The organism is Streptomyces hawaiiensis (genome assembly GCF_004803895.1).
In the GTDB taxonomy this organism is placed as follows: Bacteria; Actinomycetota; Actinomycetes; order Streptomycetales; family Streptomycetaceae; genus Streptomyces; species Streptomyces hawaiiensis.
The window spans coordinates 5,357,751-5,372,140 of the sequence record NZ_CP021978.1 but is presented as its reverse complement, the minus strand read 5'-3'; the positions used below and the strand labels follow the sequence as shown (position 1 = coordinate 5,372,140).

The following is a 14,390-nucleotide window of genomic DNA, read 5'->3' as shown; positions in this document are numbered from 1 at the left end:
TCAGGTGTCCGTCAGTGGAAGAAGTGCCGCGTCCCCGTGAAGTACATCGTGACGCCGGCCTTCTGCGCGGCCTCGACGACCAGCTCGTCGCGGACGGAACCGCCGGGCTGGACCACGGCCTTCACTCCGGCCTCGGTGAGGATCTCCAGGCCGTCCGGGAAGGGGAAGAACGCGTCGGACGCGGCGTACGCGCCCGCGGCGCGCTCGGCACCCGCCCGCTCGACGGCCAGCTTCGCGGAGTCCACCCGGTTGACCTGCCCCATGCCGACGCCGACCGAGGCGCCGTCCTTGGCGAGCAGGATCGCGTTGGACTTCACCGCGCGGCAGGCCTTCCAGGCGAAGGCGAGCTCGGCCAGCTCGTCGGCGCTCAGCGCGTCGCCGGTCGCCAGGGTCCAGTTGGCGGGGTCGTCGCCGTCGGCCTGGAGGCGGTCGGTGACCTGGAGCAGCGCGCCGCCGTCGATCGGCTTGACCTCGACGGGGGCGGCCGGGCCGTCGGGGCACCGCAGCACGCGGATGTTCTTCTTCTTGGTGAGGGCCTCCAGGGCCCCGTCCTCGTAGCCGGGCGCGACGATGACCTCGGTGAAGATCTCCGCGACCTGCTCCGCCATCTCCTTGCTGACCGGGCGGTTGACGGCGATCACACCGCCGAACGCCGACAGCGGGTCGCAGGCGTGCGCCTTGCGGTGGGCCTCGGCGACGTCCGCGCCGACGGCGATGCCGCAGGGGTTGGCGTGCTTGATGATCGCGACGCAGGGCTCGGCGTGGTCGTACGCGGCGCGGCGGGCGGCGTCCGTGTCCGTGTAGTTGTTGTACGACATCTCCTTGCCGTGCAGCTGCTCGGCCTGGGCGAGGCCGCCCGTGCCGGAGACGTAGAGCGCGGCGGGCTGGTGCGGGTTCTCGCCATAGCGCAGGGTGTGCTCGCGCTCCCAGGTGGCGCCGAGGAAGTCGGGGAACCGCGACTCGTCGACGGGCGCGTAGGAGGAGGCGAACCAGGAGGCGACGGCGACGTCGTAGGCAGCCGTGTGCTGGAAGGCCTCGGCGGCGAGCCGCTTGCGGGTGGCGAGGTCGAAGCCGCCGTTCTGCACGGCGGACAGGACGTCGGCGTACCGGGCGGGGCTGGTGACGACCGCGACCGAGGGGTGGTTCTTGGCGGCGGCCCGGACCATCGACGGCCCGCCGATGTCGATCTGCTCGACGCACTCGTCGGGCGAGGCACCGGAGGCGACGGTCTCGCGGAACGGGTAGAGGTTGACGACGACGAGGTCGAACGGCTCGACACCGAGCTCGCCGAGCTGCCGCTGGTGGTCCTCCAGGCGCAGGTCGGCGAGGATGCCGGCGTGGACCCGGGGGTGCAGGGTCTTGACGCGGCCGTCCAGGCACTCGGGGAAGCCGGTGAGCTCCTCGACCTTGGTGACGGGGACGCCGGCAGCGGCGATCTTCGCGGCGGTGGAGCCGGTGGAGACGAGCTCGACCCCGGCCTCGTGGAGCCCGCGCGCGAGGTCCTCGAGCCCGGTCTTGTCGTAGACGCTGACGAGCGCCCGGCGAAGGGGCCGCTTGTTGCTCTCGGCGGTCACTGGATAACTACCTTTCGTCCCTCAATGCGATGGCCGTTGCGGGCGAGGCGCCCCACGACCTCGACGAGCAGCCTTCGCTCGACTTCCTTGATGCGCTCGTGCAGAGCGCCTTCGTCGTCCTCGTCCCGGATCTCCACCACGCCCTGCGCGATGATCGGCCCGGTGTCGACGCCGTCGTCGACGAAGTGGACGGTGCAGCCGGTGACCTTGGCGCCGTACGCGAGCGCGTCCCGCACGCCGTGGGCTCCGGGAAAACTGGGCAGCAGGGCGGGGTGCGTGTTGACGAACCGCCCGCCGAACCGCGCGAGGAACTCCTTGCCGACGATCTTCATGAAGCCGGCGGAGACGACGAGGTCGGGCTCGAAGGCCGCGACGGCCTCGGCGAGGGCGGCGTCCCACTCCTCGCGGCTGCCGTGGTCCTTGACCTTGCACACGAAGGTCGGCAGCCCGGCCCGCTCGGCACGCGCCAGCCCCTCGATGCCCTCGCGGTCCGCGCCGACGGCCACGATCTCGGCCCCGTACTCCCGCGCGCCGACGGTGGCGATCTCGTCGAGCAGCGCCTGGAGGTTGGTGCCGGATCCGGAGACGAGCACGACGAGGCGCTTGGCGCGCGGGGCCACGGGCTTGGCGGCCACGGTGGGGGCCTTTCTCGGGGAAGCGTCTGTCCAAGGCGGCCGGCGCTTGACGGTTTGTACATTCATACGAATGCTTTGCGTCCCCGGATACGGGGAAGCCTACGAACCGGCCGACCGTCAGCAACGATACCGGCACATCGGGCGGCCCCCACGGGACGGGGGCTGGGCCGGAAGGTAGCGTCTGGACGGAGCCGGTTCGGGAACGACGTCCGGACGTGGTGCGTTCAGGAGGTGACGGACCCGGGTCCGACGCCGTTCCGTTCTGTCCACCCATTCCTCCTCACCAACGGGAAGACGCTCACTTGATGCCGGACCGCAGCCTGCGACTCCTCACGTTCCCCCAGCTGTCGACGCAGGGAGGGGAGCGCGGCGCCGTGCTGCTGCGGGAGCGCCCCAGCTCACCGCCCGACGCCCCTTCGGGAGGCGACGGCGGCCAGGAGCCGGCGCGCGGGCCCCAGGAGGACAACCCCTTCGCCCCGCCGCCCGAGGGCACGCCGGACCGGCCCTGGCAGCCGCGGCGCCCGTCGGGTGACGACTCCCAGGACTCCCCCGACTCCCAGGACGGTGGCGGGCGCGCCCGCTCGCCCTGGGGCAGCCAGTGGAGCGACCAGCAGCCCGGCCGCTCTCCGGGCGGCTTCGGGGAACGCCCCCGCGGCGGGCCCGAAGGCCAGGGTGGCGGCCCCCAGGGCGGCGGCCCGAACGTGCGCTGGGACCCGACGGATCCCTCGCAGCGCCGGGCGCGCTACGCCCTGCTGTCGGGCATGTGGGCCTTCTTCTTCGCCCTCTTCAGCTGGCCGTACGTGGCCCTGCTGCTCGGCGCGCTCGCCCTCTACTGGGCCATCAGCTCCCTGCGCGCCAAGCCCCGCAGGGCCGCCGACCCGGACACCCCGGCCCCGGAGCAGCAGGGCAGCCGCCCTCAGACGACGGCGGCGGTGAGCGGCCTGGTCACGGCGTCCCTGGCGATCGCCCTGGTCGCCGCGTCCTTCACGGCGCAGCTGGTCTACCGCGACTACTACACCTGCACCAACGACGCCCTGACGAACCAGGCGAAGCAGTCCTGCTCCGAGCTTCTGCCGGAGGAGCTGCGGGGGTTTCTGGAGACGGACGGCTGACGCTTCAGGGGCTTTCCGGCGGGGCGGGCCGGCCGGGCGGGGCCGGAGCTTCATACGGTTCCGGGGCCGGGTCTGACGGCAGGAAGTCGTAGGGCTCGAAGTCCGTGCCGCGGTCCTGGTCGCGCGAGCCGTACAGGGCGTCGTGCTCGAAGGGCGTGTAGGAGGCGTGGGACGTGTCCGGCCTGGGGCCGGAGGTGTGAGCCGCCGGGGTGCCGTCCGCCGCCGAGGTGTCGCGCCCCGGGCGTACGACGCCTCCGGCATCCCAAGCGGCGCCCAGATCTCCCCGCCCCAGAAACCTCCGGCGTCCACCTCGCCCACGGCCCGTCCAGCACCCCGACTGCCCTCGACACCTCAGGCGCCCCAGAAACCTCCGGCATCCTCGTCGCCTTCGGCCCGTCCAGCACCCCGACTGCCCCCGGTGGCTTCGGCGCCCCGGTCACTCCTGGCTCGTCCATCACCCCCAACCCGTCCGGCACCCCGAGCGCCCTCGACACCTCAGGCGCTCCAGAAGCCTCCGGCATCCTTGTCGCCTTCGGCCCGTCCAGCACCCCGACTGCCCCCGGTGGCTTCGGCGCCCCGGTCACTCCTGGCTCGTCCATCACCCCCAGCCCCTCCGGCACCCCGAGCGCCCTCGACACCTCAGGCGCTCCAGAAGCCTCCGGCATCCTTGTCGCCTTCGGCCCGTCCAGCACCCCGACTGCCCCCGGTGGCTTCGGCGCCCCGGTCGCCCCTGGCTCGTCCATCGCCCCGGGTGCCGTCAACGGCCCCGGTGCCCCCGGCCACCCCCGCGATTCCGGCGACACCGGTGCGCGTGAACCAGCCGCGGCCGAGCCGGGCCCCCTTGCGCGGCCGCGCGGCCCCGTGGGCGCCCTCGACGGTGTCCTCCCGCTGTGTGCCGATCTTCGGCTCCTCCGCCCGGGGCGAGCGGCACCGCCAAGCCCGTACTCCCACCGCCGTCGGGATCGCCAGCAGCCCCAGCCAGGCCAGCGTCGCGACGGCGACCTGCCACCACACCGGGCCGAAGCGGGACAGCACGGCAGAACCGATGGGGCCGCCGGACAGTGCGGCCAGTCCCGCGAGCACGGCCGCGCACAGCACCGCGGCCAGTGCGGCGGCACGGGCGGTGCGGCCGGCTGTCCAGACCTCGGCCCGCGTGCTGCCCGGGCGCGTCCCGCCGCGCTCCGCGGCTGCCGCGCCCTTGGCCACCGTCCAGCCCATGACCACCGCGGCGACCACGGGCACCGCCCCGGCCGCCCAGTGCACCGGCGCCCCCTCCCCCACCTCCGGCACCGCCGCCAGCAGGGGGAACGGGGGCAGGAACGGAGCCGGGGCCGAGGAGAGCGGGCCGACCGCGTGGCCGGCGCCGAGGGCGAAGCCCGGGCCGAGGGCGTAGGCGGCGCCCCACACCGCCGCGTTCGGGACCAGGGCCACACACAGCAGGAGTACGGCGAACCGCCCCGACCAGCCCTCGGTCAGCCGGAGCAACGACGCCTGGGTCGCCGCGCCATGGCCCAGGAGCGACACCGTCACCAGCAGCGCACCGCCCCCGAGGAGCACCACCACCCCGGCGGCCGCGGCCCGGGCCGCGACACCTGGGCGCCCGTCCGGGCCCAGCACCAGCGGACGGACCGCCCCCGGCAGCACGCCCAGCAGCCGCCGCAGCGGCCGGCCGGGACGGCCGTACGCCGACCACACGCCCGCCGCCGCCGCCACGACGGCGACCAGCGGGACCCACCCCGCCGTCCACACCCACGACGGCCGCAGCACACCGCCGGCGGCGTACAGGGCGGCGGGCGCGGCGACGGCGAGGTAGCCGAGGACGACTCCGGTCCACGCGATGCGAGGGGAGACCAGGGGCGGACTCGCGACCGCCTCGAAGTCGTCCTCGAAGCCGTCGTCCGCGTCTCCTCCCCCGCCGTCCGTGGCGTCCCGCGCCGCCCGGTGCAGCAGCCACACCGGCAGCGTGAGCAGTAGCAGGGGCGGGAGGCCGAGCGGGGCGGGGACGCCGGAGAGCGTGTCGGTGCGGACCAGCTCGGCGCCGTGCGCCAGCAGCCACAGCGCCGCCGCCACGTGCAGGGCGCCACCGGGCCCGCTGTCCGGGTAGGGCGAGCTGATCCACAGCAGCATCACGAGCACGGCGAACGACGCGAGCCCGAGGCCCGCCGCGAGCGCACCACCCATGAGGCCGCCGACCAGTCCGGGCGAACGGTCGCGCATCCGGGCGGACAGGGGCGATGGCGAACGTCGGCGAGCGGTCATCTCGATCACGACCGCCATGCTCCCAACGACACGCGCTTTCCCGTCGTAACAGGCGAACCATCGCTGTGTCGCTCAATATACGTTTATGTACTTTTCCGGACGGAGGGGCGCCCTGTGACCCAGAGCCCTGCCATCCCGCTCCCCCCACCCAAGGAACGCCGACGCCTGCGCGAGGCCGCCTCGCTGACGCGGGCTCAGCTGGCCTCCCGGGTGGGCGTCACCAGCGAGACGGTGCGCGGGTGGGAGACCGGCCGCTGCACGCCGCGCGGCCGCAAAGGGGAGAAGTACGCGAAGCTGCTCGACTCGCTGGGCGACGAGGCGGGGATGACGCCTCCTCAGGACGGCGCCGCCGACTCCGACGACCCGGAATCGGCGCCCGGGGCGGCGGTCTCGCACAGAGCCGCCCGGGCCCGGCGCAAGACCGCCGCCACCGACCGGAAACGACCCGTCGCGAAGGACCGGGGCCACGGCCCCGCCACCGTCCCCGATCGGAGCCGCGCCCCCGCCCCGCACGGGCACCGCGTCATCCTCACCGAGCGCCCGCGTACGAGGCCCCCGCGCCGGCCGGACGACGCCACTGCCGCGCTGACCCCCGATCAGGCCTTCGACGCGCTGTACGCCTTCTGCGCCCCCGCGCTCGTCCGCCAGACCTATCTGCTGACCGGCCGCCGTGAACTGGCCCGGGAGTCGGTGGAGCGGGCCTTCCAGATCGCCTGGCAGCGCTGGCCCGAGGTGGCCCGCGACCGCGACCCGGCGGGCTGGGTGCGCGCGATGGCCTACGAGTGCGCGCTCTCCCCGCGGCACCGCTTCCGGCCGCGCTACCGGCACCCCGAGCCGCCGCCGCCCGACGCGTTCGACCGCGCGCTGATGGATACCCTGCTGAAGCTCCCGCCGTCCTACCGCCGCACTCTGGTGCTCTACGACGGAGTCGGGCTCGGCCTGCCCGAGACGGCGGCGGAGACGGAGGCGAGCACCCGCGCGGCCGTGAACCGGCTGGCGCACGCGCGCGAGGCGGTCGCCGAGCGGCTGCCGGAGCTGGCGGACCCGGAAACGCTGCACTGGCGCCTGGTCGAACTGGCCTCCACCGAGCGGCTGCGGGCCGCCAAGCCGCTGGTCGTGCGGAAGGCCGGGGAACGCCGGGCCCGCTTCTGGACCCGGGCCGCGATCGCCTTCACGGTCGCCCTGATCGGCACGACGGCCCTCACCCTGCGCACGGCCCCCACCCACTACGAGCCGCCGGTACCGGTGGGAGAGACGGTTCAGGGCGTGCCGCCACCGGTCGCGCCCGGCCCGCTGTCGGAGTCGGAGCAGGACCTGCGCGCGAAGCTGCGCGAGGAGGAGCAGAAGGGACCGGACCGGTTGCTGCCGCAACCGCGGTGACGGTCCGGTGGGCACGGATACGGCGGTGGGCCCGCTCCCCGTACGGGAAGCGGGCCCACCGGTGCGCTACGGCGTCGGTTCAGCCGGCGTGGCTGTACTCAGCTGCCGAGGATGGCGCGCGCCAGCTTGGCCGTCTCGGTCGGGGTCTTGCCGACCTTGACTCCGGCGGCCTCGAGGGCCTCCTTCTTCGCGGCGGCCGTCCCGGAGGAGCCGGAGACGATGGCGCCGGCGTGGCCCATGGTCTTGCCCTCGGGCGCGGTGAAGCCCGCGACGTAGCCGACGACCGGCTTCTTCACGTTCTCCTTGATGAAGGCCGCGGCCCGCTCCTCGGCGTCGCCACCGATCTCACCGATCATGACGATCAGGTCGGTGTCGGGGTCGGCCTCGAACGCGGCGAGAGCGTCGATGTGGGTCGTCCCGATGACCGGGTCGCCACCGATGCCGACGGCGGAGGAGAAGCCGATGTCCCGCAGCTCGTACATCATCTGGTACGTCAGCGTGCCGGACTTCGACACCAGGCCGATACGGCCCGGCTTCGTGATGTCGCCCGGGATGATGCCGGCGTTGGACTGGCCCGGCGTGATGAGACCGGGGCAGTTCGGGCCGATGATCCGGGTCTTGTTGCCCTTGGACCCGGCGTAGGCGTAGAACGCGGCCGAGTCGTGGACGGCGATGCCCTCGGTGATGACGACCGCGAGCGGGATCTCGGCGTCGATGGCCTCGACGACGGCGGCCTTGGCGAAGGCCGGCGGCACGAAGAGGACGGATACGTTCGCGCCCGTCTTCTCGATCGCCTCGGCGACCGTGCCGAAGACCGGGATCTCGTTGCCGTCGATGTCGACCGACGTGCCCGCCTTGCGGGGGTTCACGCCACCGACGATGTTGGTGCCGTCGGCCAGCATGAGCTTGGTGTGCTTCATGCCCGTGGCACCGGTCATGCCCTGGACGATGACCTTGGAGTCCTTGTTGAGGAAAATAGCCATGGCTGTTTAGTCCCTCGTCCCTTACTTCGCAGCCGCGAGCTCGGCGGCCTTGTCGGCCGCGCCGTCCATGGTGTCCACACGCTGGACCAGCGGGTGGTTGGCGTCGGAGAGGATCTTGCGACCCAGCTCGGCGTTGTTGCCGTCCAGACGGACGACGAGGGGCTTGGTGACGTCCTCGCCCTTGTCCTTGAGCAGCTGCAGCGCCTGGACGATGCCGTTGGCGACCTCGTCACAGGCGGTGATGCCACCGAAGACGTTGACGAAGACGGACTTGACGTCCGGGTCGCCGAGGATGATCTCCAGGCCGTTCGCCATGACGGCGGCGGAGGCGCCACCACCGATGTCGAGGAAGTTGGCGGGCTTGACGCCACCGTGCGCCTCACCGGCGTACGCGACGACGTCCAGGGTGCTCATGACGAGACCCGCGCCGTTGCCGATGATGCCGACCTCGCCGTCGAGCTTGACGTAGTTGAGGTTCTTCTCCTTGGCGGCGGCCTCGAGCGGGTTGGCCGCCTCCTTGTCCTGGAGGGCCTCGTGCTCCGGCTGACGGAACTCGGCGTTCTCGTCCAGGGAGACCTTGCCGTCCAGGGCGATGACGTCACCGGAGGCGACCTTGGCCAGCGGGTTGACCTCGACCAGGAGGGCGTCCTCCTTGATGAAGGTGTCCCACAGCTTGACCAGGACGTTCACGACCTTGTCGGCGACCTCGGCCGGGAACTTGGCGGCCGCGACGATCTCGCGGGCCTTGGCCTCGGTCACGCCCTCGTTGGCGTCGATCGGCGTCTTGGCGACGGCGTCCGGGCGGGTGGCCGCCACCTCCTCGATCTCCATGCCGCCCTCGACGGAGGCGATGGAGAGGAAGGTGCGGTTGGCACGGTCCAGGAGGAAGGAGACGTAGTACTCCTCCAGGATCTCCGGGGCCGTCTCGGCGATCATCACCTTGTGGACCGTGTGGCCCTTGATGTCCATGCCGAGAATGTTGGTCGCGTGCTCGACCGCCTCGTCGGGGGTGGCGGCGAGCTTGACGCCGCCGGCCTTGCCACGGCCGCCGACCTTCACCTGGGCCTTGACGACGGACTTGCCACCGAGGCGCTCGGTGGCTGCGCGGGCCGCCTCAGGCGTGTCGATGACTTCACCGGCCAGCACCGGTACATCGTGCTTGGCGAAGAGGTCCCTCGCCTGGTACTCGAACAGGTCCACGCGCTTCCGTCCCTATCAGTGATCTCGCGGTTCGTTGTCTGCGTGGGCGTGCCGCGAGGGCAACGTGACGTCCGCTGTCTGTCACAAGGGAGGCGCACACGGTGTCCGAGCGCGCGGCATGTCCGTCTCGCAGGTTATCGCTGCTTCCGGGGGGCCTCTAAATCGAGGGTCACACCTGAGCGGTGATACCTGTCACATGATGCCGCGCTCTCTGGCACGGCGTGCCGGGGGTGAGGGGCCTCACCGGGCTGGGGTTCGCCCGGTGAGGCCCCCCGAACACCCCCGGAGGAGCACGAAGGCCCTGTTCAGGGCCCGGCTCTCCGGGGTGCGGGGCGGGTGGTCCCCACCCCGATGGAGAGCACCCGCCCCATCCACGAGGTTGCGGCCTCTGACCACCGACGGCTTTCGGCCGTCCGGGCGTGACGCCTCGTGAAGCACGGGAGGGAGGAGGGGTGCGGTGAGGCACCCCGGGCGGGGTCGGCCGACGAGACTCCTGGGGGCGGGTCTACGGCCGGGGAAGCCTCGGCGGGCTGTCCGTGCTAGCCGGGGAAGTAGGGGGACGTCCCGGTGGCCGTAGCCGGTACCGGCCGCGAGGGTCCGGGCCCCGACACCGGGCACGAGCGTGAGTGGCGCCACGAGGCTCACGGTGACGGCATGGGCGTCGCCGTGCCGCGACGAGCCGCTGTCAGCGATGGACCGGTTGCCGAGCGCACCGTCGGGTCGGCCGCCGGGCGAGTGGCCGGCCGGGGTACGTCCGGCGTGCGGGGACGGCCCGGGGTGGCCGGCATGGCTGGGTGGACGAGGTGGCTGAAGTGGCCGAGGTGGCCTGCGCGGACGAGGCGGTCTGCGTGTCCGACGTGGTGCCCGTGGATACCGGAGACCATCGGCCCTGCGTGGATGGCGTGGGGCTCGTTGCTGTGGGCCGCGGCGCCGGCCGTGCCGGGCTGCCGCGGAGAGCCGGTCTCGTCCGTGGTCACCGTCGTCCCGCCCGGCTGCGGCTCAACCGTGACCGGTGTGGGGAGGGGGCCACCCGGGGGGCCGGGGAACCCGAGGAGCGTGGGGAGCGTGGGGAGGACGGGTGTTCCCGGGAGCGGGGCGTCACTGGCGGGGGGTGGGGCGTCACTGACGGGGGGTGGGGGCAGGGCCGGCAGGGCCGCAGCGCTGCTTGGAGCGCACGCCGCCCGGCCGCTGTGCGCGGCATGCGCAACGCGGCATCGGACAGGGCTGCTGACCAGCTCAAGAGGGGAAGCTTCCTCCCGTGCGACGGAAGCGGTACTGCCCGGCCGGCACCACGCACGGCCGAGCAGCCGCCGATCCTCGCACGGAAGTGCGGAGGTTGCGCAAGCCCTTGCTTACCGATGGACCGTCACGTCCGTTTTGCTGCTCCACGTCGGACCGCGACACGTCGACAAGTCGTCAGCCGCCCCCTCATGCCGGGCCCTTCACGCCGCATCCGGTATCGGCAACAGCCGCTTCTCGATCGCCGCCGCCATCACCTCCGGGAACAGATCGGGCGTACAGGCGAACGCCGGCGCCCCCAGCGCCGCGAGCGCGGCCGCGTGCTCCCGGTCGTACGCCGGTGCCCCCTCGTCCGACAGCGCCAGCAGCGTCACGAACTGCACGCCCGACGCCTTCATCGCGGAGACCCGCTTGAGCATCTCGTTGCGAATGCCGCCTTCATAGAGGTCGCTGATCAGCACGACCACCGTCTCCGCGGGCCGGGTGATCTGCGACTGGCAGTACGCGAGCGCCCGGTTGATGTCCGTGCCACCGCCGAGCTGCGTGCCGAACAGCACCTCGACCGGGTCGTCCAGCTGGTCCGTGAGGTCGACGACCGCCGTGTCGAAGACGACGAGTCGCGTGGAGATCGTCCGCATCGAGGCGAGCACCGCCCCGAACACCGATGCGTACACCACCGATGCCGCCATGGATCCCGACTGGTCGATACAGAGGATGACCTCCTTCTTCGTGGACTGGGTCGCCCGCCCGAACCCGATGAGCCGCTCCGGCACGATCGTTCGGTACTCGGGCAGGTAGTGCTTGAGGTTGGCCGCGATGGTGCGGTTCCAGTCGATGTCGTGGTGGCGCGGCCGGTTGATCCGGGCACTGCGGTCGAGCGCGCCGGTGAGAGTGGCCCGGGTGCGGGTGGCGAGCCGCTTCTCCAGGTCCTCGACGACCTTGCGCACGACGGCCCGGGCCGTCTCCTTCGTCGTCTCCGGCATCGCTTTGTTGAGCGACAGCAGTGTGCCGACGAGGTGCACGTCGGCCTCGACCGCCTCCAGCATCTCCGGCTCCAGCAGCAGCGTGGCGAGACCGAGCCGGTCGATGGCGTCGCGCTGCATGACCTGCACGACGGAGGAGGGGAAGTACGTCCGGATGTCCCCGAGCCAGCGCGCCACCGACGGTGCCGACGCCCCGAGCCCCGCCGAACGGTCCCGGCCTCCCTGTGACCTGCCGTCCTTCCTGCCGTAGAGCGCGGTGAGCGCTCCGTCCATGGCCGCGTCCTGCCCCGGCAGCGCGCAGCCGGTGCCGTCCGCCGCGTCGCCCCCGAGGACGAGCCGCCAGCGCCGCAGCCGCTCCTGCGCCGGGTCCGTGTTCTCGGACGTCATCCCCGTCCTCCCTTGCGAGGCCGTTCCCACAGCGGAATCACCGGCACGGTCGTCGACGGCGGCCTTTCCGCCCGCAGTCGGTCCGTCATGGTGGCCCCCGCTTCCGGTGCCGTCGTCCGCTCCCTCAGCGCCTCGGTCGTCATCCCGCCACCCCCGCCATGTCGTTGCCCGTGTTCTCGTCCACTTCGTCCAGTCCGAGCAGCAGCCGCACGACCGGCAGCACGGCGTCCGCGCGCATCAGGTCCAGGCCGGCCGCGAAGCCGGGTGTCCCGGAGCCGGAGGCGGTCGCGCCGCCCCCGGCTCCCGGCCCACGCCGGACCAGTTCGCCGAGGGTCCGGCGCACTCCGGGCTCGTACGCCGAGAACGTCCGCCGCAGCAGGGGCAGTACGTCCGTGAAGGCCTCGGCCGGTACCCCGGTGAGCCACGCGTCGACCAGTCCGAGCAGCCGTTCGTCGTGCACCAGGAGCATCCCGCCCCCGGAGCCCCCGCCGACGAAGCCCTCGATCCACGCGGCCGCGTCCGCCGGCGGTGTGCCCGGTGACAGGACGAGTCCCATCAGCAGTGCCGCCTCGTCCTGGGCCAGCTCCCCGTCGTCGAGCAGGAGCCGCACGGCCCGCCCCCGGACGACCCCGGGCACGGTGTCCCGCCCGGACAGCACCCGCAGCACCGACTGCCAGCGGCCTCTCAGACGGCCGTGTCCCGCCGCGGGGACGTCGCCCAGGAGGCCCACGGCCCCGTGCACCGCGTCCACATGGCGCCGCATCTCCTCGGCGGCGTCCGCGTCGAGCGCGGCGCAGGCCGGGGGAAGGCCGACGAAGACCCGCTCGGCCAGTCCCGCGGCGACCTCCGCCAAGGCCCCGGTGTCCGTGCCGCGCACGTCGCCGTAGCGCAGGGAGCGGACCAGGGCCGGGAGCGCCTGGGCGAGATGGCCGACGTCCGTGTCGAGAGCCGCCCGGTCGGCGAGGACCCGCATCACCGTGGGCAGCGCGTCGGGCAGCTCGGCCAGCAGGCAGCGCTCGGCGAGCCCGGTGACGTCGGCGAGGCCCTCCGCGGTGACGGCGTCCCCCTCGGCCTTGGCCGTCGCGGCGGACAGCACGGTCGTCCCCCACACGCCGGCCTCGGCGACCCGTACGGCCAACTCGGGTTCCCAGCGCAGCCGCCACGTCTCCCGGAAGGTGCCCGTGCTGCCCCGCGAGGCGGCCGGCTCGCCCCACGCGATGCCGAGCAGTCGCAGCCGGTGCAACAGCCTGCTGCGGGCGGCGTCGTTCTCCTTGCGCAGGTCGAGCTCCAGCTCCCGCTCCAGCGCCTCCGGCTTCAGCCGCAGCCGGCGTTGCAGCCGGGTGAGGTCCCGCTGCAACGGCACCGCGGGCGCCGACGGCGGCACCTCCCCCAGCACGTCCCCCACGACCAGCCGGTCCCGTACCAGCGCCAGCGGCACGTCCGAGCCCTCGCACATCACGGCCCGCACCGCGTCGGTCGTCTCGCTCAGGCCGGGCAGCGGGCGGCCGCGCATCGCGGCGAGCGTCTCGGCCAGCCGCACCGCCTCCATGACATGCGCGGAGGAGACGATCCGGTCCTCGGCGCGCAGCAGCCCCGCCACCTTCGTCAGCCACCGCTCCACCGGCCGGTCCGGGGCGCTGAACAAGTGCCCGTACCAGCCCGGGGAGTCGATGCCGGCCCCGTACCCGCTGGTCCGGGACAGCCGGCGGTGGGTCCACGGCACCCAGGTCATGTCCGTCTTGACCTTGGGCAGGCCCTTGAGCAGCGCCTTGTCGGCGGCGACGGTGGTCTTCTGCCGCAGGGCGGGCACGTGCCAGGCTCCGCAGACGACGGCCACGCCGTCATCGAACTCCCGCTGGGCGGCCCGCGCCTGGAGCCGCATGTACGCTTCCCGCACCAGGTCCCGGTCGTGTCCCCCGCTGCCATAGGTCTCCCGCAGCGCGGCCATGGCCTCCTCGAGCGCGGTGAACGGCGCGAGCGCGTCGCCCTCCCCCGCGCCCCGGTGCTCCACGACGTCCTCCCACCACCGCTCCGGGTCGTCGTAACCGGCGGCGTCGGCGAGCACGCCGAGCGGATCGATCCGCAGGTCGGCGGAGCCGGGGCCGGTGTCCCCGTCCGCCGCCGTCTCTGCGTCCGGCGGGCGTTCGCCCTCTGTCGCTGCCTCGTCCTCCTGCCTCCGCCAGGCCAGCGTGTGCGTGGCCGGCAGGTCGATGAAGCGGGCCGGGACGTCGTGCTCCAGGGCCCAGCGGAGGGCGACCCACTCCGGAGAGAACTCGGCCAGCGGCCAGAACGCCGAGCGGCCGGGCTCGTCCACGGCGTGGGCGAGCAGGGCGACCGGCGGCCGCATCTCCTCGTCGGCGGCGAGCGGGATCAGCGCGTCGGCCTCGGGCGGCCCCTCGATCAGCACGACCCGTGGCCGGACCCGCTCCAGCGCCGCCCGCACCGCCCGCGCCGACCCCGGCCCGTGATGCCTCACCCCGAGCAGCACCGGCCCCGCCCCGGCCCCCTGGCCCGCGGCCCTTTCCACACCGGTCATTTCATCCCCCTCCCGTCCCGCACATCCCGCCCCGAACCCGCCGGCGACAGGCGGTCGCCGGTCCGCCGGAGACGGGCACGGCCCACACCGTGCCGTTCCGCC

General features: G+C 73.4%; 9 protein-coding genes. 2 read left to right on the top strand and 7 right to left on the bottom strand.

What is annotated here, in order from left to right:
* Window positions 1-11 precede the first annotated feature (11 nt).
* Window positions 12-1,574, bottom strand: a complete 1,563-nt coding sequence (gene purH / locus CEB94_RS24895) for a bifunctional phosphoribosylaminoimidazolecarboxamide formyltransferase/IMP cyclohydrolase (RefSeq protein WP_175434308.1) — start codon at window positions 1,572-1,574, stop codon at window positions 12-14.
* The gene (gene purN, locus CEB94_RS24890; protein WP_175434307.1) at window positions 1,571-2,209 is read right to left on the bottom strand and encodes a phosphoribosylglycinamide formyltransferase; all 639 of its coding nucleotides are present in this window, start codon (window positions 2,207-2,209) and stop codon (window positions 1,571-1,573) included. The genes purH and purN overlap by 4 nt, the downstream gene beginning before the upstream one ends.
* A 305-nt stretch (window positions 2,210-2,514) precedes the next feature.
* On the opposite strand from purN, the gene CEB94_RS24885 reads away from it, so the two are divergent.
* Window positions 2,515-3,321 (top strand): hypothetical protein, encoded by an 807-nt coding sequence (locus CEB94_RS24885; protein WP_175434306.1) that lies wholly within the window; start codon window positions 2,515-2,517, stop codon window positions 3,319-3,321.
* Between the two features lie 639 nt (window positions 3,322-3,960).
* On the opposite strand, the gene CEB94_RS24880 is transcribed toward CEB94_RS24885, so the two are convergent.
* The gene (locus CEB94_RS24880) at window positions 3,961-5,598 is read right to left on the bottom strand and encodes a cell division protein PerM (RefSeq protein WP_246111906.1); all 1,638 of its coding nucleotides are present in this window, start codon (window positions 5,596-5,598) and stop codon (window positions 3,961-3,963) included.
* 96 nt (window positions 5,599-5,694) lie between these two features.
* On the opposite strand from CEB94_RS24880, the gene CEB94_RS24875 reads away from it, so the two are divergent.
* Entirely contained in the window at window positions 5,695-6,960 is a 1,266-nt protein-coding gene (locus CEB94_RS24875; RefSeq protein ID WP_175434305.1) for a helix-turn-helix domain-containing protein, read from the top strand.
* Window positions 6,961-7,058: 98 nt separating this feature from the next.
* On the opposite strand, the gene sucD is transcribed toward CEB94_RS24875, so the two are convergent.
* From sucD to CEB94_RS24855, 4 genes are all read right to left on the bottom strand, one after another.
* Window positions 7,059-7,943 (bottom strand): succinate--CoA ligase subunit alpha, encoded by an 885-nt coding sequence (gene sucD, locus CEB94_RS24870; RefSeq protein WP_175434304.1) that lies wholly within the window; start codon window positions 7,941-7,943, stop codon window positions 7,059-7,061.
* Window positions 7,944-7,964: 21 nt separating this feature from the next.
* Window positions 7,965-9,143, bottom strand: coding sequence for an ADP-forming succinate--CoA ligase subunit beta (sucC, locus tag CEB94_RS24865; protein ID WP_175434303.1), 1,179 nt, complete (start codon window positions 9,141-9,143; stop codon window positions 7,965-7,967).
* A gap of 1,442 nt (window positions 9,144-10,585) precedes the next feature.
* A complete protein-coding gene (locus CEB94_RS24860) occupies window positions 10,586-11,752 on the bottom strand; it encodes a VWA domain-containing protein (protein ID WP_175434302.1) in 1,167 nt (388 codons plus the stop codon).
* Window positions 11,753-11,891: 139 nt separating this feature from the next.
* Window positions 11,892-14,288, bottom strand: coding sequence for a DUF5682 family protein (locus CEB94_RS24855; RefSeq protein WP_175434301.1), 2,397 nt, complete (start codon window positions 14,286-14,288; stop codon window positions 11,892-11,894).
* Between the last annotated feature and the right edge of the window lie 102 nt (window positions 14,289-14,390).

Coding starts and splice junctions, on each gene's coding strand:
- CEB94_RS24860 (WP_175434302.1), bottom strand. CDS start 11,752: ATGACGTCCGAGAACACGGACCCGGCGCAGGAGCGGCTGCGGCGCTGG.
- CEB94_RS24880 (WP_246111906.1), bottom strand. CDS start 5,598: ATGGCGGTCGTGATCGAGATGACCGCTCGCCGACGTTCGCCATCGCCC.
- sucD (WP_175434304.1), bottom strand. CDS start 7,943: ATGGCTATTTTCCTCAACAAGGACTCCAAGGTCATCGTCCAGGGCATG.
- CEB94_RS24855 (WP_175434301.1), bottom strand. CDS start 14,288: ATGACCGGTGTGGAAAGGGCCGCGGGCCAGGGGGCCGGGGCGGGGCCG.
- CEB94_RS24885 (WP_175434306.1), top strand. CDS start 2,515: ATGCCGGACCGCAGCCTGCGACTCCTCACGTTCCCCCAGCTGTCGACG.